The organism is Streptomyces panaciradicis, from assembly GCF_023516615.1.
In the GTDB taxonomy this organism is placed as follows: Bacteria; Actinomycetota; Actinomycetes; order Streptomycetales; family Streptomycetaceae; genus Streptomyces; species Streptomyces panaciradicis.
Genome location: NZ_JAMGBF010000108.1, coordinates 1 through 20,558 on the forward strand (window position 1 = coordinate 1; position 20,558 = coordinate 20,558).

Consider the following 20,558-nt stretch of genomic DNA (forward strand, 5'->3'; position numbering starts at 1 on the left):
GCCGCCGCCCGGCCGCCGCCGTCACCGCGCCGCCACCGTGCTCATCGCGCCCCACGGTTTCCGCCCCTCGGGCGGGCCGCACGGGCCGGAGTTGGAGGTCCCACGTGAACGACCACCTGACCGCGGGCGCCGTCGCGCCCAAGGCCGCGCCCCGCCCGGCCGCCGCCGCTGCTCGCCTGCGGGTGCGCGGGGAGGGTGCCGCACGCGCCCAGTACGTCGAGGATCTGCTCGGCGATCCCTTCGCCGAGGACAACCCGCACGGCCAGCGGGCGCTGCTGGCCGCCGACGAACAGCGCCGGGCGCCTGCGGCCACCGAGGAACTCCTGGACCGTTTCGGCCTGGGCGCGGAGTTCGTGCCCCACGCGCTGGGCGGCCGCCTGAGCGGGGTGGAGGATCTGGCGCAGGTGCTGCGGCCGGTCTTCCGCCGGGACGTGGCGCTCGGTTTCGGCGCCGGGGTGACCGCCCTGTTCGCCGCGTCCGTGGTGTGGGCGGCCGGCGATGAGCGCCAGTGCACCGACACCGCCCGGCGCCTGCTGCACGGCGGCCGCATCACCATCCTGCACCGCGAGTTCGTGCACGCCAACGCGATCCTGCGCGGCGAGTACAGCGCCCGGCCCGCGCCGGGCGGCGCCTTCGTGGTGGACGGCCGCAAGGACGTCGTCATCAACGCCGACCGCGCCGATGCCTTCACCGCCTACGTGCGCACCGCCGACGGGGAGGGCCCCGACAGCCACTCGGTGTTCCTGCTGCAGGCCGACCGCCTGCCCGCCCACGCCGTGCACCGGCTGCCGCGGGTGCGCACCCACGGCATGCGCGGCGCCCACTACGCCGGACTGGACCTGAAGCAGTGCCCGGTGCCCGCCGGCGCCCTCGTCGGCCGCCTGGGGGAGGGCATCCACCTGTCCCTGCGTACCTTCCAGGTCAGCCGGGCCCTGGTCTCCGGCGGCGCCCTGGTCGCAGGGATGGACAGCGCACTGCGCTACGCCGTGCGGGCGCTGGGCGAGTCGCGCCGCGGGCTGGTGCTGGGCGGGCGCCGCGGCCGGGTCCTGGCCGGTGTCTTCGCCGACCTGCTGGCCTGCGACAGTCTCGCCGTCGCCGGGCTGCGCCTGCTCGATGTGGCCCCCGAGTACGCCCTCATTCCCTCCGCCGGGGTCAAGTACGCCGTCTCCGCGCTGCTGCACGAGGACCTCGACGAACTCGCCGCGGTGCTCGGCGCCCGCGGCTACGACCGCGGCCCCGCCTACGGCGGCTTCCAAAAACTCGTACGCGACCTGCCGGTGGCCGGCCTCGGACACGCCGGGACCGCCGACATCCAGGCCGTGCTCGTGCCCCACCTGCGCACCCTGGCCCACGCCGTGCGCCGGGGCGCGCCCTGGCACGAGGCCCCCGCCGCCCTGTTCACCCCCGGCGCCCCACGGCCACCGCAGGCGGTGTTCGACTTCAGGCGCCTTGTCGCCGAACCCCGCGACCCGCAGGACGGCTGCGACGGGCTGCTCGCCGCCCTGCTGGGCGCCGCCGCCCGGCTCGACGGCCGACGCGCCCGCGGCCCGCGGTGGGCGGCGCTGGCCGACCTGGCCGGCGCGTTCGCCGCCGAGGTGCACCACCTCGCCGAGCGGTGTGCCACCCTCACCCACCGCCCGCACAGCACAGCGCCCTCACCGGCCGCGTACGTCCTCATCGACCGCTACTGCCTGCTGCTGGCCGCCGCGGCCTGCCTCGCCGTCTGCGAGAACGCCGCCCCGAGCAGCCCCGAGGGCGCCCTGCTCGCGGAACCCGACTGGGCACTGCTGGCCCTGACCCGCTTCGGCCGCCGCCTCGGCCTGGAGGTGCCCGACGTGCCCGACGGCGTCGCCCACGACCTGGCCGCCGCCCTCGTGGACCGCTACCGGCGCGGACGCAGCTTCGACCTGTACGCCATGCGGCTCGCATGACCCACCCCCGCGAAAGAAACGATTCTGCCCGGCCCGGGACACCCCCCGCCCGCCCGGAGCCCGCCCGCCCGGAGCCCGGCGGGCCGGCAGGAACGCCAGGACCGGCAGGAACGCCAGGACCGGCAGGACCGGCAGGACCGGCAGGAACGCCAGGACCGGCAGGAACGCCAGGACCGGCAGGAACGCCAGGACCGGCAGGACTGGCAGGACCGGACAAGGAGACGAACGCCGTGCACCCCGGTGAGCCCCCACCCCTGCGCGGGGACCACGCCACGGACGACATCGACGCCCGCGACAGTGCCGGCGTCCTGCACACCCTGCACACCCTGGGCGCCCTGGGCGCCGTCGCCACCGCGCGCGGCGCCGCGGTCGCCCCGCCCGTGCACATCCCGCGCCCCGACAGCTCCTGGCTCAAGGTCAGGGAGAACCTCCTGGACCGCGGCGCCACGATGGCGTACGCGACGTGGACCGAGTGGCTGCCCGCCGTGCTGACCACCCCCCGCCTGCGGCCGCTGCTCGGCCGCGACCTTAGCCGCTACGAGCGCACCCCCGATCCCGCGGTGCGCTGCCGCTTCGCCGCCTCCCGGCTGCTGATCAAGTACACCGCGGCGGCCGCGCTCGGCATCGCCGCCGAGGACATCGACATCGCCTACCGGCTCGGCGGCCGCCCCTACCTGCGCGGCCTGGACCAGGTCGAGGTGGGCCTGACCCACACCGGTGAGCTGATGGCCGTGGGCATCAGCCGCACCGGCCGGATGGGCCTGGACGCCGAACGCGCCGACCGCCGCTTCGATGCCGACCTGATGCGCCGCCAGATGTGCACCCCCACCGAGGCCGCGGAACTCGACACGCTGCCCGCCGAGCAGCGCACGGCCTGCCTGCTGCGCCTGTGGACCCTGAAGGAGGCCTACACCAAAGCCCTCGGCCAGGGCATGCGGCTGCCCTTCACCGAGTTCGGCTTCGGCCTCACCCCCGGCGGCCTGCGCACCCCCGACGGCACCGCCGCCCAGGGCGAGGAATGGGCGTTCGCCACCTACCCGGTCCTGGGCCGCTACCTCATCAGCGCCGCCTGCCACGACGCCGGCCTCGACCCGGCCGGGGACACCTCGGTGGGCACCATGCTGGACCGCCGCCTGCTCACCGCGATGACCCCACCCCCACCCGACGGCCCCCCGGCCGTGGACATCTGAGCCCCGCCCCGCAAACCCGGGGCCCGGCAGGTCGGGCCCCGGTGGTGCGGTGCGGGCCCGCGGGTGCGCCACCGTGCGGCCCGATCCCACCGCCCCACGGGGCCCGGCCCGGCACACCCCCGGTCGGACCACCCGCCGCGCAGCGGTGAGGGCCCAGAGCACGGCGGCGAACCCCCAGGCAGGCGCGGTGGCCCACCCTGAGCGAAGCGGAACGGGGTGGGCTGGTCGCGGTGGCGGGCGAGGGCTTCGCCGAACTGGCGCAGCGCGTCGGCTTCGGTGGTCTCGGTGGCGGTGAGCAGGAAGCCGCCGCTTGCCCGGGTGACGGCGTCCAGGAGGAAGGTCTTGCTCTGCCGGCGGCGCCCGGACCACGCCGAGGGCGGCGCGTGGGCTGGGAGGCGAAGCGGGGCAACTCGGTCCACGCGAAGTCGCGGTCGAGCATCTCGGCGGGTTTGTCCACCGCGCACCCTTGCATGGATAGGCGCACCTATTACGGCTGGGCTTGTTCAAGTGCCCGCAGGGTGGCCGGGCGTCGGGCCCGGCTGCACCCCGCGGCATCCCGGCACCCGGGCGGCCGGGGTGCCGCCGCAGATGTCGCCTCCGGCCGGCTTCAGGTCCGCCGCGGGGGCTCGCCCTCGGTGAACAGCACCCGGAAGGACAGCTCGCTCATCCGCCACCCGGCCGGGGTTCTGCGGGCCCGGCCGCGGGCGAGGGTGCCCGCGCGGAACAGCGCCGGCCCCTGCCCGCCCGGCCCCTGCCCGCCCGGCCCCTGCCCGCCCGGGCGGTGGACGTGGGTGGTCAGCACCTGGGCGCGGAAGACGGCACGCTCGCCGTCGAGGTCGACCACCGGCGGGGAGCCCAGGTGCTGGGTGCGGGCGAAGGCCGCCAGCGAGGCCCGGTGCCAGGCGGCGAGCCCGGCGCGCCCGGTGTGGGCGCTCATGGGGAAGGTGACGACCGCGTCCTCGGTGAACAGGCTCCTGGCCCAGGCGTCGTCGAGTTCCCCGTCGTCGAGGCCGATCAGGTAACGGCCCAGCAGGTCCCCGACCACGGCGGCCTCCGCAAGGCCGGCGGCCGCGCCCGGGGCGGCGAGATGGTTGGAAGTCACCGCCCGAGCATGGTGCCCGCCGGGCCCGCCGAACCAGGTTCCTGCCAAAGATCTGACATTGCCGGCAGAGTTCTGTAACGGATTGCATAAAGGTTGTACCGCATTGTCTTTACCGTTCTTCCGTGGCCCGGCAATACTCGTCGAATACCAGTCGGGAGAGGGCGGATGAATACCTTTGACGCGGATGTGATCGTAGTCGGAGCAGGTCCCACCGGACTCATGCTCGCAGGCGAGTTGAGTCTCAATGGAGTCTCGGTCCTGGTCCTCGACCGGCTGGCCGAGCCCATCAGGGAATCCCGTGCTCTCGGCTTTTCCGCGCGCACGATCGAGGAATTCGCGCAGCGCGGGCTGATTTCCCGGCTCGGTGACGTCGATGTCATTCCCTTCGGGCATTTCGGCGGTGTGCCGCTGGACTACCGCGTCGTCGAGGGCGGTTCCTACGGCGCCCGCGGCATCCCCCAGGCCCGGACCGAGGCCATGCTCGCCGGCTGGATCGCCGAACGCGGCGTCACCGTGCGCCGGGGCATCGAGGTCACCGGCCTCACCCAGGACGAGAACGCCGTCACCGTCCACACCGCCGGCGGGGACGCCGCCGGCGTGCTCACCGCCCGCTACGTGGTGGGCTGCGACGGCGCCCGCAGCGTGGTGCGCACCGCCGCCGGCATCGACTTTCCCGGCACCGCGCCCACCGTCGAGCTGCGCTTCGCCGACATCGCCGGCGTCCAGCTGCGCCCGCGCTTCAGCGGGGAGCCGGTGCCCGGCGGCATGGTCATGGTGCTGCCGCTGGGCCCGGACCGCTCCCGCGTCATCTACTACGACCGCGCCCAGCCGCTGCGCACCACCCCCGGCCCGATCACCTTCGCCGAGGTCGCCGAGGCCTTCGGGCGGCTGTCGGGCGAGGACATCAGCGCCGCCACACCGCTGTGGGTGTCCTCCACCACCGACGTCAGCCGCCAGGCCGCCCGGTACCGCAGCGGCCGCGTCTTCGTCGCCGGCGACGCCGCCCACATCCACCTGCCGATCGGCGCCCAGGGCATGAGCGCCGGCATCCAGGACGCCGTCAACCTCGGCTGGAAACTCGCCCTCACCCTCAAGGGCCACACCGGCGAGCAGCTGCTGGACACCTACCACGCCGAGCGGCACCCGGTCGGCGCCCGCATCCTGGCCAACACCCTCGCCCAGCGCACCCTCTACCTCGGCGGCGCCGAAGTCGACCCGCTGCGCCAGGTGTTCGGCGAGCTGGTGCGCCACGAGGAGGTGCAGCGCCACCTGGTGGGCATGGTCACCGGGCTCGACATCCGCCACGACGTCGGCGGCGAGGGCCATCGGCTGCTCGGCCGCCGCCTTCCCGACCACCAGGTCACCCGCGACGGCGTCAAGCAGAGCGTCCTTGGCCTGCTGGCCCCCGGCCGCGGTCTGCTGCTCGACCTGGCCGGCAGCCCGGACTTGCGCGCCGCGGCCCAGGACTGGTCCGACCGGGTCGACACCGTCACCGTCCAGCACGACAACGACAACGACAACGACAACGACAACGACAGCGACAACGACAGCGACAACACCGGCGACAGCACCGGCGAGGGCCGTGTGGGCGCCGTCCTGGTCCGCCCCGACGGCTACGTCGCCTGGGTCGGCGCCGCCGGTGACGGCCCCGGCACGCGGGCCAGCGGCATGCCGCTGACCCGCGCGCTGACCCGCTGGTTCGGCCCCGCCCACTAAACCGGGGCGCCTGGGTCCACCGCCGCAGGCCCCCTGACCCTTTTGAAGGAAGCGAAGAAGACCATGCCGATCATCTCCACCGAGGACAACTACCTGACCGTCCTCAACCTGTTCACCACCGACACCCCCGCCCACCAGGACCAGCTGCTCACCGAGATGGGCAAGATCGTCGACGCGGCGGCCTACGAGGGATGGATCTCCTCCACCGTGCACGCCGGGCAGGACAGCCCCGGCACCGCCAACCTGATCCAGTGGCGCAGCGGCGAGGATCTGCAAAAGCGCTACTCGGGCGAGGAGTTCAAGCACCGCACGCTGCCCGTCTTCCGTGAGATCACCACGGCGATCCGGCTGCTGCAGAACGAGATCGTCTTCACCCAGACCCACCCCTCCCTCGGCGGGCGGATCGAGGTCTCCCCGGACCGCGACGACTACACCGCCATCGAGGTGTACCGGGTCGGCGAGGAGAACCAGGCCGATCTGATCAAGCTCCTGGGCGAGGGCCAGAGCTGGCTGGTGGAGGTTCCCGGCTACCGCTCGCACTGCGTCTTCAAGGGCCTGCGCGCCATGTTCGTCGAGGGCGCCTTCGCCGTCGTGTACTCGCAGTGGGACAGCAAGGACAGCTACGACGCCTTCCGTGACCTGCCGCACGCGCGCAAGCCCGAGGCCCGCCGCGCCAACGACGAGCGCATCGCCGAGCTGAGCGTCGAGCGCGACGCCAACACCTACCGCGTGGTGCACACCCGCGCCGCGGGCCAGTAACCCCCGCCCGCCCCCCGCTCGGCCGGCCCCCCGAAGCGGCGGGCCGGCCGGTGTGGATCAGCCCGCCGGCGGTCCACCGCACTGTTTGCCAAGGAGCGAGAACTGATGCACAGCACGCTGATCGTGGCCCGTATGGCGCCCGGTGCGAGCACGGATGTCGCCCGGCTGTTCGCCGAGTTCGACGCCACCGACATGCCGCACCGCATGGGCACCCGGCGGCGCCAGCTGTTCGCCTTCAACGGCCTGTACTTCCACCTGCAGGACTTCGACACCGACAACGGCGGCGAGCTGATCCAGGGCGCCAAGGACGACCCGCGCTTCGTGCGGATCAGCGACGACCTCAAGCCGTTCATCGACCCCTACGACCCCGCGACCTGGCGGTCCCCGGCCGATGCCATGGCACAGCGTTTCTACCGGTGGCAGGCGCCCGCCTGAACCGGCGCCCCGCCGGGCGGCCGCACCCGCGGCCCACGACAGGAGACCAGCCGGGGCCGCCGGCCCCGAGACCGAAGGAAGACCCCATGGCCAGCATCCAGTTCACCCTCGACGACCTGCGGCGGATCCTGCTGGAGGCCGCGGGCGCCGACGAGAGTGTCGACCTCGCCGCCGACATCCAGGACACCTCCTTCGAGGTCCTGGGGTATGAGTCCATCGCCCTGCTGGAGACCGGCGGCCGCATCGAGCGCGAGTACGGCATCGTCCTGGACGACGACGACCTCAGCGAAGAGCTCACGCCGCGTGACCTGATCGACGCCGTCAACGCCCAGCTGGCCCCGGCCGGCGCCCGGGCCGCCTGAAAGAGGGGGCACAACTCATGTCCGACACCACCGCCAGGGTCGCCCTCGTCACCGGGGCGACCAGCGGCATCGGCCTGGAGGTCGCCCGCCTGCTGGGCCGCCAGGGCCACCGGGTCTTCATCGGCGCCCGCGACGCCGAGAGCGTCGCAGCCACCGCCAAGGCGCTGCGCGAGGACGGCCTGGACGCCGACGGCCACCGGCTCGACGTCCGTGACGCCGACTCCGTCAAGGACTTCGTGCGCGCCGCCGTCGCCGCGTTCGGCACCGTCGACGTCCTGGTCAACAACGCCGGGCGCTCCGGCGGCGGCCCCACCGCCGAGCTCAGCGACGAGCTGTGGGACGACGTCATCGACACCAACCTCACCAGCGTCTTCCGCATGACCCGCGAGGTGCTCACCGCAGGCGGCATGCGCACCAAGGACCGCGGCCGGATCATCAACATCGCCTCCACCGCCGGCAAGCAGGGCGTCGTCCTGGGCGCCCCCTACTCCGCCTCCAAGCACGGCGTCGTCGGCTTCACCAAGGCGCTCGGCAACGAGCTGGCCCCCACCGGCATCACCGTCAACGCCGTCTGCCCCGGCTACGTCGAGACACCGATGGCCCAGCGGGTGCGCCAGGGCTACGCGGCCGCCTACGACACCACCGAGGAGGAGATCCTCACCAAGTTCCAGTCCAAGATCCCCCTGGGCCGCTACTCCACCCCCCAGGAGGTCGCCGGCCTGGTCGGCTACCTGGCCTCCGACACCGCCGCCTCCATCACCTCCCAGGCCCTCAACGTCTGCGGCGGCCTCGGCAACTTCTGACCCCCCGCACCCGGCCAACACCCCCGTGCCACCCCCCACCCCCACCGGCCCCCACCGGGCCCCACCCCACCCCACGCCTGCCCTGCCCTGCCCTGTCCTGCCCCTGTCCTGCCGTGGTGTCCTTCCGCACCGCCGGCACCGCCGGCACCACCGAGGAGAAGCCGTCATGACGACTCGTGAGGTCGAGCACGAGATCACCATCAGCGCGCCCGCCGCCGCCGTCTACCGCCTCCTGGCCGAGGTCACCCACTGGCCGCGGATCTTCCCGCCCACCCTCTACGTCGACCGGGAGGAAACCGGCAGCGGCCAGGAACGCATCCGTATCTGGGCCACCGCCAACAACGAGCCCAAGACCTGGACCTCGCGCCGCACCCTCGACGATGCCGCGCTGCGCATCACCTTCCGCCAGGAGGTGACCGCGCCGCCGGTCGCCGCCATGGGCGGCACCTGGATCGTGGAACCCCTCACCCCGGACACCTGCCGGGTGCGGCTGCTGCACGACTACCGGGCCGTCGGCGACGACCCGCACGACCTGCTGTGGATCGAACGGGCCGTGGACAAAAACAGCCGCAGCGAACTGGCCGCGCTGAAGGACAACGTCGAACGCGCCCACGCCGCCGACACCCAGCAGCTGACCTTCTCCTTCACCGACACCGTCGCCATCGACGGCCCGGCCAAGGACGCCTTCGCCTTCGTCAACGAGGCCGCACGCTGGCCCGAGCGGCTCCCGCACGTGGCCCGCGTCCGCTTCACCGAGGACACCCCCGGCCTGCAGGAGCTGGAGATGGACACCCGCGCCAAGGACGGCTCCACCCACACCACCAAGTCCTACCGGGTCGTCCTGGGCGAGCACCGCATCGCCTACAAGCAGGTCACCCTGCCGGCGCTGATGACCCTGCACACCGGCATGTGGACGTTCCAGGACACCGACGACGGCGCCACCGCCAGCTCCCAGCACACCGTCACCCTCAACACCGACAACATCACCCGTATCCTCGGCCCCGACGCCACCGTCGCCGACGCCCGCGCCTACGTGCACAGCGCGCTGAGCACCAACAGCCTCGCCACCCTCGGCCACGCCAAGGCGTACGCGGAGCGGAAGCGCTGACATGGCCGCCCCGCACCCGGACCAGCGCCCGCCGCACGCCGGGCCCGGCGTGAGGCTCGACACCCAGGTGATCGTCGTCGGCGCGGGCCCCGTCGGCCTGCTGCTGGCCGGTGAACTGGCCCTGCGCGGCATCCGGGTGACCCTGATCGAGCGCCGCCACGGCCCCGCCACCGCCTCCCGCGCCTCCACCCTGCACGCCCGCACCATGGAAGTCCTCGACAGCCGCGGCCTGCTCGCCGACCTCGGCCGTCCCCCGTGCGAGCCGCGTGGCCACTTCGGCGGCATCCCCCTGGACCTGACCCTGCCCGGCCCCTACCCCGGCCAGTGGAAGGTCGAGCAGACCAAGACCGAGGCCGTCCTGGAGGAATGGGCCCTCGGCCTGGGCGCCGACCTGCGCTGCGGGCACACCCTGCACGCCGTCGCCGACCGCACCACCCACGTCGAAGCCGCCGCCACCTCCCGCCACGGCACCCCCCTCACCCTGCGCGCCGACTACCTGGTGGCCTGCGACGGCCAGGACTCCACCGTGCGCACCCTGACCCGGGCCGACTTCCCCGGCACGAGCGCCGAGAGGGAACTGCTGCGCGCCGACGTCGAAGGCCTGGACATCCCCAACCGGCGCTTCGAACGCCTCCCGGGCGGGTTCGCCGTCGCCGCCCGCAACCTGGCCGGCATCACCCGGGTGATGGTCCACGCCTTCGGCACCGCGCCCCGCGAACACGCCGGCGAGCCGCACTACGACGAGGTCGCCGCCGCCTGGAAGCAGGTGACCGGCGAGGACATCACCGCCGGCACCCCGCTGTGGGTCAACCGCTTCGACGACGAAAACCGGATCCTGGCCCGCTACCGGCACGGCCGGATCCTGTTCGCCGGGGACGCCGCCCACCGCCAGCTGCCCATCGGCGGCCAGGCCCTCAACCTCGGCCTGCAGGACGCCTACAACCTCGGCTGGAAACTCGCCGCCACCATCGACCGCACCGCCCCCGCCGGCCTGCTCGACAGCTACCACACCGAACGCGCCCAGGTCGGCGCCGCCGTCCTGGGCAACATCGCCGCCCAGGCCCTGCTGCTCCTGGGCGGCCCCGAGATCGAGCCGCTGCGCACCGTCCTGACCGAACTCATCACGCACGACAGCGTCCGCACCCACCTGGCCGCCATGATCAGCGGCCTGGACATCCGCTACGACGTCGGCGGCCCCCAGCACCCGCTGCGCGGGATGCGCCTGCCGCACACCGTCCTGCGCACCGGCGCGGCCCGCTGCACCACGGCCGACCTGCTGCGCTCCGGGCGCGGACTGCTGCTCGCCCTGGACGGGCCGCCGCCGCGCCTGAACGCCGCCTACGCCGACCGCATCGACACCCTCACCGCCCAGGCCGAGCCCGGCAACCCCCTGCAGGCCGGCACTGTCCTGGTCCGCCCCGACGGCTACGTCGCCTGGGCGGGCGCAGAAGACGGCGCCGGGCTCGCCGAGGCCGTCCAGCGCTGGTTCGGATCCCCGTAGAACGCGGCCCCCGCGGGCCGTCTTGCCTCCACCCACCCCCCCGCCTCACCGAGCACGCCTTTTGATGACTGAGAGGGATCCCACGCCATGCAGGACATCACGATGGACGCCGACGTCATCGTCGTCGGCGCAGGCCCGACCGGACTGATGCTCGCGGGTGAACTCCGCCTGGGCGGGGCCGAGGTGATCGTGCTCGACAAGCTGGCCGAGCCCACCGGCCAGTCCCGCGGGCTGGGCTTCACCGCCCGCGCCATGGAGGTCTTCGACCAGCGCGGCATCCTGCCCCGCTTCGGGCAGGGCGAGAGCCTGGCCGTCAGCGACGTCGGCCACTTCGGCGGCGTCCAGTTCGACTTCACCGCCCTTGAGGGCGCCCACTTCGGCGCCCGCGGCATCCCGCAGAGCCAGACCGAGGCGGTCCTGGCCGGCTGGGCGGCCGATCTCGGCGCCGACATCCGCCACGCACACGAGGTCCTCGCCCTCGACGAGCACTTCCTTCACGGCGACCACGCCGAGATCACCGTCGTCACCCCCGACGGCGTACGCCGCATGCGCGCCCGCTACCTGGTGGGCGCGGACGGCGGCAAGAGCACCGTGCGCAAGCTCGCCGGCATCGACTTCCCCGGCACCGAGGCCACCCGCGCGATGTTCCTCGCCGACATCACCGGCGTCGACCTCAAGCCCCGCTACCTCGGCGAGACCCTCCCCAACGGCATGGTGATGGCCGCCCCCCTCAAAGAGGGCGTGCACCGCATCATCGTCTGCCCGCACGGCGCCGCCGCCCGCAGCGCCGAGGACACCGTCACCTTCGCCGAGGTCGCCAAGGCCTGGGAGCACATCACGGGTGAGGACATCAGCGGCGGCGGCGCCGAATGGGTCAGCTTCTTCAGCGACGCCACCCGCCAGGCCGCCCAGTACCGGCGCGGCCGGGTCCTGCTGGCCGGGGACGCCGCCCACATCCACCTGCCCGCCGGCGGCCAGGGACTGAGCACCGGCGTGCAGGACGCCGCCAACCTCGGCTTCAAACTCGCCACCGTCGCCACCGGCCGCGCCGATGCGGCACTGCTGGACACCTACCACGGCGAGCGCCACCCGGTGGGCCGCCGCCTGCTGATGAACACCCGCGCCCAGGGCCTGGTCTTCCTCGGCGGCGAGAAGGCCGAACCGCTGCGCAGCATCCTCACCGAACTCACCGGCCATGACGTGGTGCGCCGCCACCTGGCCGGCATCGTCTCCCACCTCGACATCCGCTACGACCTCACCGACGGCACGGAAACGGGGCAGGAAGCGCATCCGCTGCTGGGGCGCCGCCTGCCCAAGACCGCACTGAACGGCCCCGAGGGCGCCACCGACACCTTCCGGCTGCTGCACGCCGGCCACGGCGTCCTGCTCGACCTCACCGACGACGCCCGCCTGCGCCAGGCTGCGGCCGCCTGGACCGGCCGCGTCGACACCGTCACCGCCTTCCCGGCCGATGGCGAGACCGTCTTCTCCGGCGCCGAGGCCGTCCTTCTCCGCCCCGACGGCCATGTCGCCTGGACCGGCCCCGGCACCACCGACGGCCTGCACACCGCCCTCACCCGCTGGTTCGGCACCCCCGCCGCGCACTGACCGCGCACGACACGAGCAGGGGCGGACACGGCGTTGCCCTCAGGGGCCGCTGGCTCGCCCCTGTTCCCGCTGGCGAAGGACGGCCGCCCTCGACCGGGCCGGACAGGCCTTTCCCGGCCCGCACACCGAGCCCGGGCGGCCATCGGCCGGACGGCGTACGCCGGATCGTGCTGGTGCGCGTCCCGGGCGAGAGTGGCACTGGCCGGCCGCGTCGTCAGCGAGGGAGAGCAGCATGCCTGAGGTTTCCGAGGCAGGGCCCGCGCAACCGGACATCGCGGCGGCCAACCGGGCGGTGCGCGACAGGTTCGCCTTCGACGACGAGCAGGACTTCAAGGATGCGCGGCGCGGCTTCATCGGGACGGCGGCGCAACGCCTCATCCGCGACGCCCAGGGGCGCCCGGTATGGGATCTGGAGGCCTACGGCTTCCTCGCCCAGGACTGCCCCGACACCGCCAACCCCAGCCTGTGGCGGCAGAGCCGGCTCTGCCGCGAGCACGGCCTGTTCGAGGTCACCGAGGGCATCTACCAGGTACGCGGCTTCGATCTGTCGAACATGACCCTGGTGGAGGGCGAACGCGGCGTGTTCGTCATCGATCCGCTGCTGTGCGCCGAGACCGCTGCCGCCGCCCTGGCCCTGTACCGGGCCCACCGCGGGGAACGCCAGGTCACCGGCGTGCTCTACACCCACAGCCACGTCGACCACTTCGGGGGCGTGCGCGGCGTCGTCACCGACGAGGACGTGACGGGCGGCGTCCCGGTGTACGCGCCCCAGGGATTTCTTGAGCACGCCGTCAGCGAGAACGTCTACGCGGGCACGGCGATGAGCCGGCGCGCCGCCTACATGTACGGCGCCGCCCTGCCCAAGGGCGAACGCGGGCAGGTCGGCGCCGGCCTGGGACAGACCACGTCGACCGGCGCGGTCACCCTGATCCCGCCCACGGTGGACATCACCCGCACCGGGCAGAGCGAGACGGTCGACGGCATCCGCATGGTCTTCCAGCTCACCCCCGGCACCGAGGCCCCGGCCGAGCTGAACATCCACTTCCCCGACCACCGCGCGCTGTGCATGGCGGAGAACGCCACCCACAACCTGCACAATCTGCTCACCCTGCGCGGCGCGCAGGTCCGCGACCCGCGCGTGTGGGCCCGCTATCTGACCGAGGCCGTCGACCTCTTCGCCGCCTCATCCGACGTCGCCTTCGCCTCCCACCACTGGCCCGTGTGGGGCCGCGAGCGCGTGGTGAAGTTCCTCTCCCAGCAGCGGGACCTGTACGCCTACCTCCACGACCAGAGTCTGCGCCTGCTCAACCAGGGCCTGACCGGGCCGGAGATCGCCGAACGCATGCAGGTGCCGCCCGCTTTGGAGCGGGCCTGGCACACCCACGGCTACTACGGCTCCGTCAGCCACAACACCAAAGCCATCTACCAGCGTTATCTCGGCTGGTTCGACGGCAACCCCGCCCACTTGTGGGAGCACCCGCCGGTGGAGTCCGCCACCCGGTACGTGCAGTTCATGGGCGGCGCCGCCGAGGTGCTGCGCCGGGCCCGGCAGTCCTACGCCGACGGCGACTACCGCTGGGTGGCCCAGGTTCTCGGCCACGTCGTCTTCGCCGACCCGGACAACGCAGAAGCCCGCCGGCTGCAGGCCGATGCTTTCGAACAGCTCGGCTACGGCAGCGAGAACGGCACCTGGCGCAACTTCTACCTCACCGGCGCCTACGAACTGCGTCACGGCCCCCTCGGCACGCCCGCCGCCGCGGGCGCGCCCGACGTGCTGGCGGCCCTGACCCTGGAACAGCTCTTCGACGCGCTCGCCATCCGCGTGGACGGGCCGCGCAGCTGGGACGCGGACATCATCGTGCGCTGGCACATCGACCAGGGCGAGACGGTGACCGTGCGGCTGCGCAACGGCGTCCTGACCCACGTCACCGGCGCCGGTCCGGCCGCCGTACCGCCGCACGTCGAGATCACCCTGACCGAAGCCGACCTGCGCCACCTGCTGCTGGGCGCCCTCAACCCGGCCGATCTGGCGGCCAAGGACAGCGTCGAGATCACCGGCGACGCAGGGCGGCTGAACGAACTGCTGGGCTACCTGGACACCCCGGACCCGGACTTCGCCATCGTCACGCCATGAACCCGGGACCTGACCCGGCAGCGGATCGACCACCGACGTGAGGGCGGCCACGCTGAGCCGGGCACGGCTCCCTACGAGTCGGCCCGGCCCGAACCGCGGCACCGGTATCGCTGTTTCACCACCAGCGCACCGGCGGGACCGCGGTTCACGACAGCGGGGCCTTCGAACGTCACATCCGGCTGTCCTGCACGCTCTCTTCGAGTCAGTTCACCGAGGCAGTCCGCAGGCGAAAAGCGCCGACATTATGTTTGGCCCATGCCGATGAAGCGGACCAACGTCTACGTGGATCCGGAAGACCTCGCCATCATCAAGGAGGCCGCCAAGCGGCGCGGCATCAGCGAGGCCGAGATCATTCGTCAGGGCATTCATCTTGCGGCCATGGCCCACCGTGTCTGGGACGAACCTCTCTTCTCCCGCACCTTCGAAGGATCTGCTCGCACTCCCCGGCAAGGGTGAGGCGCGCGATACCGTCGCCGACGCTGTGCTCATTCCCGACCGTCGCGACGTGCGGGCCGTGTGCCCGCTCGGCCATCACAAGGCGTTCAGGATGCTGCCGGGCGTCCTTCTCCTCTGAACACGCCTGCTGGCTCGTGCGGCGAGTCTTCGGCGCGCCGATCCGGGGGTGAGTACCTGCGGTATGCCTCGAGGGACAGCACGGGGGCGACGGGCTGAGAGGGCCGCTGCGGCCGGGGGCAGGGCGCAGCCGCAGCGCAAGCAGCCGATCCGGCGATCTTTCACCGCATCAACGTGTCCTCGCGCAAAGGCAGTTCGCCATCGTGGCCGCGCCCCCGCCCACGGCGCGGACCGTCAGCGGACGCTGGCCTCCACCACCGAGATCGCGCCCGCGGTCGGCACCACCCGCTCCAGGCGGAAGCCCGCCTCGGCCAGCAGCTGCGCGTACTGGCCGGTGGTGCGCTCGCGGCCGCCCACCAGCAGCATCAGCCACAGGTCGACCAGCTTGGAGGCGTGGGCGGCGTTGGGCTTGTCGGGGACGACCATCTCCATCAGCAGCAGCCGGCCCTCCGGCCGCATCGCCGCCCGGACGTTGCGCAGGATCTCAAGGACCTGCTCTTGGGGCCAGTCGTGCACGATGTGCTTGAGGACGTAGGCGTCCCCGCCCCTGGGCACCGGCCCGAACAGGTCGGCGGCCACCACCTCGCACCGGTCGGCGACCTGCTGCTCGGCGAGGTAGCCGGCCGCACCGTTGTCGGCCACCCGCGGGTCGGCGAGGATGCCCCGCACGCCCGGCGCCTTGTTCAAGATGCCCGCCAGCAGCTCGCCGCGCCCGGCGCAGAAGTCCACGACCGTGCCGTAGGGGGAGAAGTCGTAGGCGGCCAGGATCGGTTCGGTCTCGGTGGCGGACATCGCGCCCATGCCCTTCATGAACACCTCGCCGTACTCCGGCTTGGCCTCGAGGAACTCAAAGGCCGTCATGCCGCGCAGCTTGGGCAGGCTCGGCTCCCCGGAGCGCACCGCGTCGACGAAGTGCGACCAGTCCTCCCAGTGCAGGGGATGTCCCATGAGCACCGCGATGCCCCGCATCGACATCGGCGCGTCCTCCAGCAGCGCCGCCGCCATCGGACTCAGGGCGAAACGGCCGTCCTTGCGCTCGGTGAAGATGCCCTGGGAGGCCAGCAGCCGCAGCAGCCGGCCCAGCGTCTCGGGGTGCGCGCCGACCCGCTCGGCGATGTCGGCGACGGGCAGCGGACCGCCCTGGAGGGCTTCGGCCACGCGCAGCTGCGCGGCGGCGTAGATGGCCTGGCTGAGCATGGCGCCCTGCACCATCTCCAGCAGCGAGAACGGTGCCGGGGCCAGCTTGCGCACCAGCCTCTGCAAAGCGGTGCGCACGCCTTCGACGACGCGGACGACACGGGCGGGCGGCAGCGGCATGGGGTCCTCCGAAAAAGGGGCGGCGGGACGGCGGGCGCCCGCGGCGGGCAGGGGGCTTGCGCGGGCACGGAACCTGGCCGGCCGCGCCGTACGCGCCTTCACGACACCCAGACTCCGGTGGCGCGGCCGGGCCCCGCTCGCACCCCGCTGGAGCCCTCCCGCCCCCCCCGGGGGCTGTTCGCCGGCCGGGGTGCGGGGAGCTCCAGTTGGCCCCCACCCGCGCTCCGGGGGCAGTTGAGAGTGCCCGGTGACGATGGGCTCCGTCCGTCTCGGCCAGGGGTCGAGAAGAGTCCCGGAGGGGGCCGTTCCCGTGAAGAAGCTTGCCTCGTCTGCCGCGCTGTCGGAGCGCGCCGAGCGCATCGCCCGGCGTGCGCGCGCCGACAACTGGAAGAAGCCGCCGCGGCGCATCGAGACGTCCGAGTGCATCACCTGCGACAGCTGTCTGCGCGGCTGTCCCGCGGAGTTCGGCGCGGTCTTCGACATCGGCCTGGACGTGGTGATCGTTCCCGAACTGTGCTCGGGCTGCCCGGCCTGTGTCCTTGAGTGCCCGGTCGACTGCATCTACGTCGACGAGGAGTGGACCCCCACCGGCGACGCGCTGTGGAACCACATCGAGCTCACCGCCGAGAGCGCGGCATGACGGATTCCGCAGGGCGCCAGGAGTCCCGCCGCGCCGCACACGCCAAAAAACGCATCAGCCGCCGCCCCAGCCGGCTCGGCCTGCCCGCCGGGAGCACGGTGGGACCGGACCGCGTCCGGGACCAGGACGCCGGGTTCCCCGCCCTGCTGCGGCGCGTCTGGCAGCGGGCGGCCAAGACCCCGGACCTGCGCGCCGGCCTTGAGGTGCTGCTCACCCTCGACGGACACGTGCCCGCCGACATCCAGCTGCGGGCCCTGAACACGGCCGAGCAGGCCGCCCTGAGCGCCCTGTGCGGACTCACCTGGCGCGACACCGACACCGCGGCCGAAAGCCCGGTCGCAGAGCCCGGCGTCGTCCCCGCCGGCGCCGACGAGCGGTGCGTCTTCCGCGGCGAGATCGGCCTGAGCGCCGGCGGCCGTATCGCCGTGCGCACCCCCGGCGGCCGCCCCCTGGACGTGCGCGACCTGGTCGGCGGGGTGCGCCGCGTGCCGTGGAGCCGCACGGTCCTGGCCCGCTACCGCAGCGAACTGAAAAGCGCCCGCGAGCGGCACGCCGCCGGTGTGGCCGACTGCCGGGCCTGGCTGGCCGGGCAGGGACAGGAGGGCCGCGACGCGCTGGTCGCCCAGGCCCGGCAGGCGGCCCTGCGCACCGCCCCGTTCGTCCTGTACCAGCAGGACACGCAGTACACGAACTTCCGCGGCCGCAACACCCTGACCGGCAAGACCCTGTGGCCGGGCCACCCCGACTGCGCCCTGAGCGCCCTTGACGGCCTGCCACTGGATCTGTGGTCGGACGAGGACGCCCAGCTGGTCGTCTGCCTCACGCTGCTCATCGCCTCGGCCGGCTTCGGCCGCATCGAAGAGGCCAACGGCACCCAGCTGAGCGTGGAACACGTCGCGCACACCCTGGAGCGGGTGCGCCGCACCTACAACACCGTGCCCGTGCCCGGCGCCGCCCCGGTTGCCGCCCCCGCCTCCCACTCCGTCGCCGACCTGCACCGGCTCGCCGCCGCGCTGGGCGAACGCCGCCGCCAGGTGGCCGGCAGCGCCCAGCTGTACCGCGAGATCCACGGCGCGCTGATGCACAAGGTGGAACGCGTGGCCGCCCCGGCCGGCGCGGCCACCCGCGCCCGGCAGGGAGCCGTCGCCGAGCGCTTGCGCGCCCGGCTGCCGCTGCGCGGCGACACGCTCGCCGACCTCGGCGACGCTCTCGCCGCCGCGCCCGGCTGGCTCGCCCGCCCGCACGGCGCCTTCGGCACCGGCCTGGAGTCCTTGGTGTACGAGGCGGTGGCCGCGACCGTCACCGCCTTCGGCGCCGACTTCGCGATGAGCCGCGGCATGCGCTCGCTGCCCGCCCTGGTGCGCGCGCTGCGCGGCGAGAGCTGGGCGGAGATCTGCGACTGGGACATCACCCACTTCTTCTGCTGCGTGGTGCCCCGCCCCGAGGCCGCCGCCCACTTCGGCCACTCCACCGCGGCCCTCGCCGACGCCGCCTGGGCGATGTCCTCGCGCATGCAGTACAACTCCTGGCACTTCGTCGCCGGGAACCTGCCGCCGGTGCCCGAGGTGGCCGCCCGCGACCACTTCGTGCCACCCGTCATCCCCGACCTGGCGTTCTTCTCCGACCAGCACCACCACGGGCACGTCAACAACCAGGTGCGGTTCTCCATCCGCTCCCCGCAGCCCGTCGACGTCGACGGCCGCCGCTTCGCGGGCTTCATGGACCTGCGGCTGCTGCGCTGCGCGGGACAGCCGTTCGGCGAGCAGGACCTGCTCGCCGCGCACCAGGTGTCGGCGTTCATCGCCCGCGCCACCTCCCTGGCCGCCCACCTGGCCGCGACCGGGACCGGGGTGGAGGTCACCGCGTTCGACTCCGGCTGGCACTGGACGTCCATCACCGGCCGCACCCCCGCCGACGCCCTGACCGGCCAGGTCCGCCGAGCCTCATGAGCGGGCAAGCGATGCGTGCGCACGGCGTCAGCCGCACCAAAGACCTCCTGCGCCAAGGCGAGTTGACCGCGCTGGAGCACACCGCGGCCGTCCTGGCCGCCGCCCGCGACCACGACACCCTGGACGCCTACGTCGCCGTCGCGGGAGAGGAGGCGCTGCGCGCCGCCGCCCGCGCCGACGCCCTCATCCGCGAACACGGCGCCGACATCTGGCGCACCCGGCCGCTGCTCGGCGTCACCGTCTCCGTCAAGGACCTGCTGCAGACCCGCGACCTGCCCACCGTGCGCGGCTCCCTGCTGCCCAACGACCGGCCGCGCCAGGACGCCCCGGCCGTGGCCCGGCTGCGCGCCGCCGGCGCCGTCATCGTCGGCAAGACCGCCACCTCCGAATACGGCTGGAGCGCCTGCACCCTCTCCCGCGTCGCCCCGCCCACCCGCAACCCCCACGATCCGCACCTGAGCGCGGGCGGCTCCAGCGGCGGCGCCGCCGCCGCGGTGGCCGCCGGCCTGTGCGACGCGGCCCTGGGCACCGACGGCGCCGGATCCATCCGCATCCCGGCCGCGTTCTGCGGCGTCGTCGGCTACAAACCCACCCTGGGCCGCATCCCTTACGTCCCCAACAGCGCCGACCGGCTCGCCCACCAGGGCCCCCTGGCCCGCACCGTCGCCGACGCCGCCCTGCTCGCCCAGGTGATGGCCGGCCCCCACCCCGCCGACCCCGACTCCGCCCTCGCCTGCCTCGACGCCCCGCGCGCCGACCGCGGGCTGCGGATCGGCTGGATCGACTACGACACCACCACCGACGAGGTCCGCCGGGTCGCCGACCGCGCCCGCCTGGCCCTTGAGGCCCAGGGCCACCAGGTGGCGGACGTCGAGGTGCGCTGCGAGCGCCTGTACCCCGCGCTCGTGGACCTCCTGGCCGCCTCCGAGGCCGCCGGCGCCCGCCCGCAGGACGACCAGTGGGCCGACGCCGGACGCCTGGAAGTGATCCGCTACGGGCGCACCCTGGGCGGCGCCGACGTCATCCGCGCCGAAGAGGTCCGCCAGAACCTGCGCGCCACCCTGCGCACCGTCATGGACCACTACGACGTCCTGGCCATGGCCACCGTGCCCGTCGAGCCGTTCGCCTACGACGCCGTCGGCCCGCCCTGGGCCGCCGACCCTGGAGATCTGCGCTGGCTGGCCTGGGCGCCCGCCTCCTACCCCTTCAACATGACCGGCCAGCCCGCCCTGTCCCTGCCCGCCGGCCTCACCCCGGCCGGCCTGCCGGTGGGCGTGCAACTGGTCGGCCCCGTCGGCGGCGACGACCTGGTCCTGGCCCTGGCCGCCCGCCTGGAGAGCGACCTCGCCACCCCCCTGCCCACCCCCCTGCCCACCCCCTTGCCGGCGCCGGCCTCGAGGCGGGCCCTGCAGCCCGCAACCGCCCGCTGA

At 73.6% G+C, this 20,558-nt stretch carries 16 protein-coding genes and 1 pseudogene; 15 read left to right on the top strand and 2 right to left on the bottom strand.

Annotated features, from left to right (window positions below; genetic code table 11):
* Positions 1 to 104: 104 nt before the first annotated feature.
* Entirely contained in the window at positions 105 to 1,931 is a 1,827-nt protein-coding gene (locus M8J74_RS30580) for an acyl-CoA dehydrogenase family protein (RefSeq protein WP_249839547.1), read from the top strand.
* A gap of 230 nt (positions 1,932 to 2,161) precedes the next feature.
* Positions 2,162 to 3,121 carry a 4'-phosphopantetheinyl transferase family protein gene (locus M8J74_RS30585; RefSeq protein WP_249839548.1) on the top strand — a complete coding sequence of 320 codons (960 nt, stop codon included), beginning with the start codon at positions 2,162 to 2,164 and terminating at the stop codon, positions 3,119 to 3,121.
* 607 nt (positions 3,122 to 3,728) lie between these two features.
* On the opposite strand, the gene M8J74_RS30590 is transcribed toward M8J74_RS30585, so the two are convergent.
* Entirely contained in the window at positions 3,729 to 4,223 is a 495-nt protein-coding gene (locus M8J74_RS30590; protein WP_249839549.1) for a nuclear transport factor 2 family protein, read from the bottom strand.
* A 165-nt stretch (positions 4,224 to 4,388) separates the two neighbouring features.
* Here M8J74_RS30590 and M8J74_RS30595 point away from each other — a divergent pair, with 165 nt between their 5' ends.
* The 10 genes and pseudogenes from M8J74_RS30595 (at position 4,389) to M8J74_RS30640 (ending at position 15,223) form a co-directional block, all read left to right on the top strand.
* Entirely contained in the window at positions 4,389 to 5,939 is a 1,551-nt protein-coding gene (locus tag M8J74_RS30595; RefSeq protein WP_283948798.1) for an FAD-dependent monooxygenase, read from the top strand.
* A 63-nt stretch (positions 5,940 to 6,002) separates the two neighbouring features.
* Positions 6,003 to 6,698 carry an antibiotic biosynthesis monooxygenase family protein gene (locus M8J74_RS30600; protein WP_249839551.1) on the top strand — a complete coding sequence of 232 codons (696 nt, stop codon included), beginning with the start codon at positions 6,003 to 6,005 and terminating at the stop codon, positions 6,696 to 6,698.
* Positions 6,699 to 6,803: 105 nt separating this feature from the next.
* Positions 6,804 to 7,133 carry a TcmI family type II polyketide cyclase gene (locus M8J74_RS30605; protein ID WP_058920581.1) on the top strand — a complete coding sequence of 110 codons (330 nt, stop codon included), beginning with the start codon at positions 6,804 to 6,806 and terminating at the stop codon, positions 7,131 to 7,133.
* 86 nt (positions 7,134 to 7,219) lie between these two features.
* Positions 7,220 to 7,495: an acyl carrier protein gene (locus tag M8J74_RS30610; protein WP_058920580.1), complete on the top strand. Its 276-nt coding sequence runs from the start codon at positions 7,220 to 7,222 to the stop codon at positions 7,493 to 7,495.
* Positions 7,496 to 7,512: 17 nt separating this feature from the next.
* Complete coding sequence (gene fabG / locus M8J74_RS30615) at positions 7,513 to 8,298, top strand: 3-oxoacyl-ACP reductase FabG (protein WP_249839552.1); 786 nt, start codon at positions 7,513 to 7,515, stop codon at positions 8,296 to 8,298.
* A gap of 166 nt (positions 8,299 to 8,464) precedes the next feature.
* On the top strand, positions 8,465 to 9,406 hold the full coding sequence (locus M8J74_RS30620) for an aromatase/cyclase (RefSeq protein WP_249839553.1): 942 nt from the start codon (positions 8,465 to 8,467) through the stop codon (positions 9,404 to 9,406).
* Position 9,407: 1 nt separating this feature from the next.
* Positions 9,408 to 10,907: an FAD-dependent oxidoreductase gene (locus M8J74_RS30625; protein ID WP_249839554.1), complete on the top strand. Its 1,500-nt coding sequence runs from the start codon at positions 9,408 to 9,410 to the stop codon at positions 10,905 to 10,907.
* Positions 10,908 to 11,009: 102 nt separating this feature from the next.
* Positions 11,010 to 12,515 carry an FAD-dependent monooxygenase gene (locus M8J74_RS30630; protein WP_443744581.1) on the top strand — a complete coding sequence of 502 codons (1,506 nt, stop codon included), beginning with the start codon at positions 11,010 to 11,012 and terminating at the stop codon, positions 12,513 to 12,515.
* Positions 12,516 to 12,747: 232 nt separating this feature from the next.
* Positions 12,748 to 14,649, top strand: coding sequence for an alkyl/aryl-sulfatase (locus tag M8J74_RS30635; protein WP_249839556.1), 1,902 nt, complete (start codon positions 12,748 to 12,750; stop codon positions 14,647 to 14,649).
* 255 nt (positions 14,650 to 14,904) lie between these two features.
* Positions 14,905 to 15,223, top strand: a pseudogene (locus M8J74_RS30640) (ribbon-helix-helix domain-containing protein).
* A 233-nt stretch (positions 15,224 to 15,456) separates the two neighbouring features.
* Here M8J74_RS30640 and M8J74_RS30645 read toward each other — a convergent pair.
* Complete coding sequence (locus tag M8J74_RS30645) at positions 15,457 to 16,539, bottom strand: methyltransferase (RefSeq protein WP_249839557.1); 1,083 nt, start codon at positions 16,537 to 16,539, stop codon at positions 15,457 to 15,459.
* Between the two features lie 310 nt (positions 16,540 to 16,849).
* Between M8J74_RS30645 and M8J74_RS30650 the strand changes: the two genes are divergently transcribed.
* Genes M8J74_RS30650 through M8J74_RS30660 form a run of 3 tightly spaced genes read left to right on the top strand, consistent with a single transcriptional unit; the run spans position 16,850 to position 20,558 of the window.
* The gene (locus M8J74_RS30650; RefSeq protein ID WP_249839558.1) at positions 16,850 to 17,179 is read left to right on the top strand and encodes a 4Fe-4S dicluster domain-containing protein; all 330 of its coding nucleotides are present in this window, start codon (positions 16,850 to 16,852) and stop codon (positions 17,177 to 17,179) included.
* Positions 17,176 to 19,128 (top strand): hypothetical protein, encoded by a 1,953-nt coding sequence (locus tag M8J74_RS30655; protein ID WP_249839559.1) that lies wholly within the window; start codon positions 17,176 to 17,178, stop codon positions 19,126 to 19,128. The genes M8J74_RS30650 and M8J74_RS30655 overlap by 4 nt, the downstream gene beginning before the upstream one ends.
* Entirely contained in the window at positions 19,125 to 20,558 is a 1,434-nt protein-coding gene (locus M8J74_RS30660) for an amidase (RefSeq protein ID WP_249839560.1), read from the top strand. Before M8J74_RS30655 ends, M8J74_RS30660 begins: the two co-directional genes overlap by 4 nt.

Coding starts and splice junctions, on each gene's coding strand:
- M8J74_RS30610 (WP_058920580.1), top strand. CDS start 7,220: ATGGCCAGCATCCAGTTCACCCTCGACGACCTGCGGCGGATCCTGCTG.
- M8J74_RS30600 (WP_249839551.1), top strand. CDS start 6,003: ATGCCGATCATCTCCACCGAGGACAACTACCTGACCGTCCTCAACCTG.
- M8J74_RS30605 (WP_058920581.1), top strand. CDS start 6,804: ATGCACAGCACGCTGATCGTGGCCCGTATGGCGCCCGGTGCGAGCACG.
- M8J74_RS30625 (WP_249839554.1), top strand. CDS start 9,408: ATGGCCGCCCCGCACCCGGACCAGCGCCCGCCGCACGCCGGGCCCGGC.
- M8J74_RS30655 (WP_249839559.1), top strand. CDS start 17,176: ATGACGGATTCCGCAGGGCGCCAGGAGTCCCGCCGCGCCGCACACGCC.
- fabG (WP_249839552.1), top strand. CDS start 7,513: ATGTCCGACACCACCGCCAGGGTCGCCCTCGTCACCGGGGCGACCAGC.
- M8J74_RS30620 (WP_249839553.1), top strand. CDS start 8,465: ATGACGACTCGTGAGGTCGAGCACGAGATCACCATCAGCGCGCCCGCC.
- M8J74_RS30630 (WP_443744581.1), top strand. CDS start 11,010: ATGGACGCCGACGTCATCGTCGTCGGCGCAGGCCCGACCGGACTGATG.
- M8J74_RS30645 (WP_249839557.1), bottom strand. CDS start 16,539: ATGCCGCTGCCGCCCGCCCGTGTCGTCCGCGTCGTCGAAGGCGTGCGC.
- M8J74_RS30660 (WP_249839560.1), top strand. CDS start 19,125: ATGAGCGGGCAAGCGATGCGTGCGCACGGCGTCAGCCGCACCAAAGAC.
- M8J74_RS30595 (WP_283948798.1), top strand. CDS start 4,389: ATGAATACCTTTGACGCGGATGTGATCGTAGTCGGAGCAGGTCCCACC.
- M8J74_RS30635 (WP_249839556.1), top strand. CDS start 12,748: ATGCCTGAGGTTTCCGAGGCAGGGCCCGCGCAACCGGACATCGCGGCG.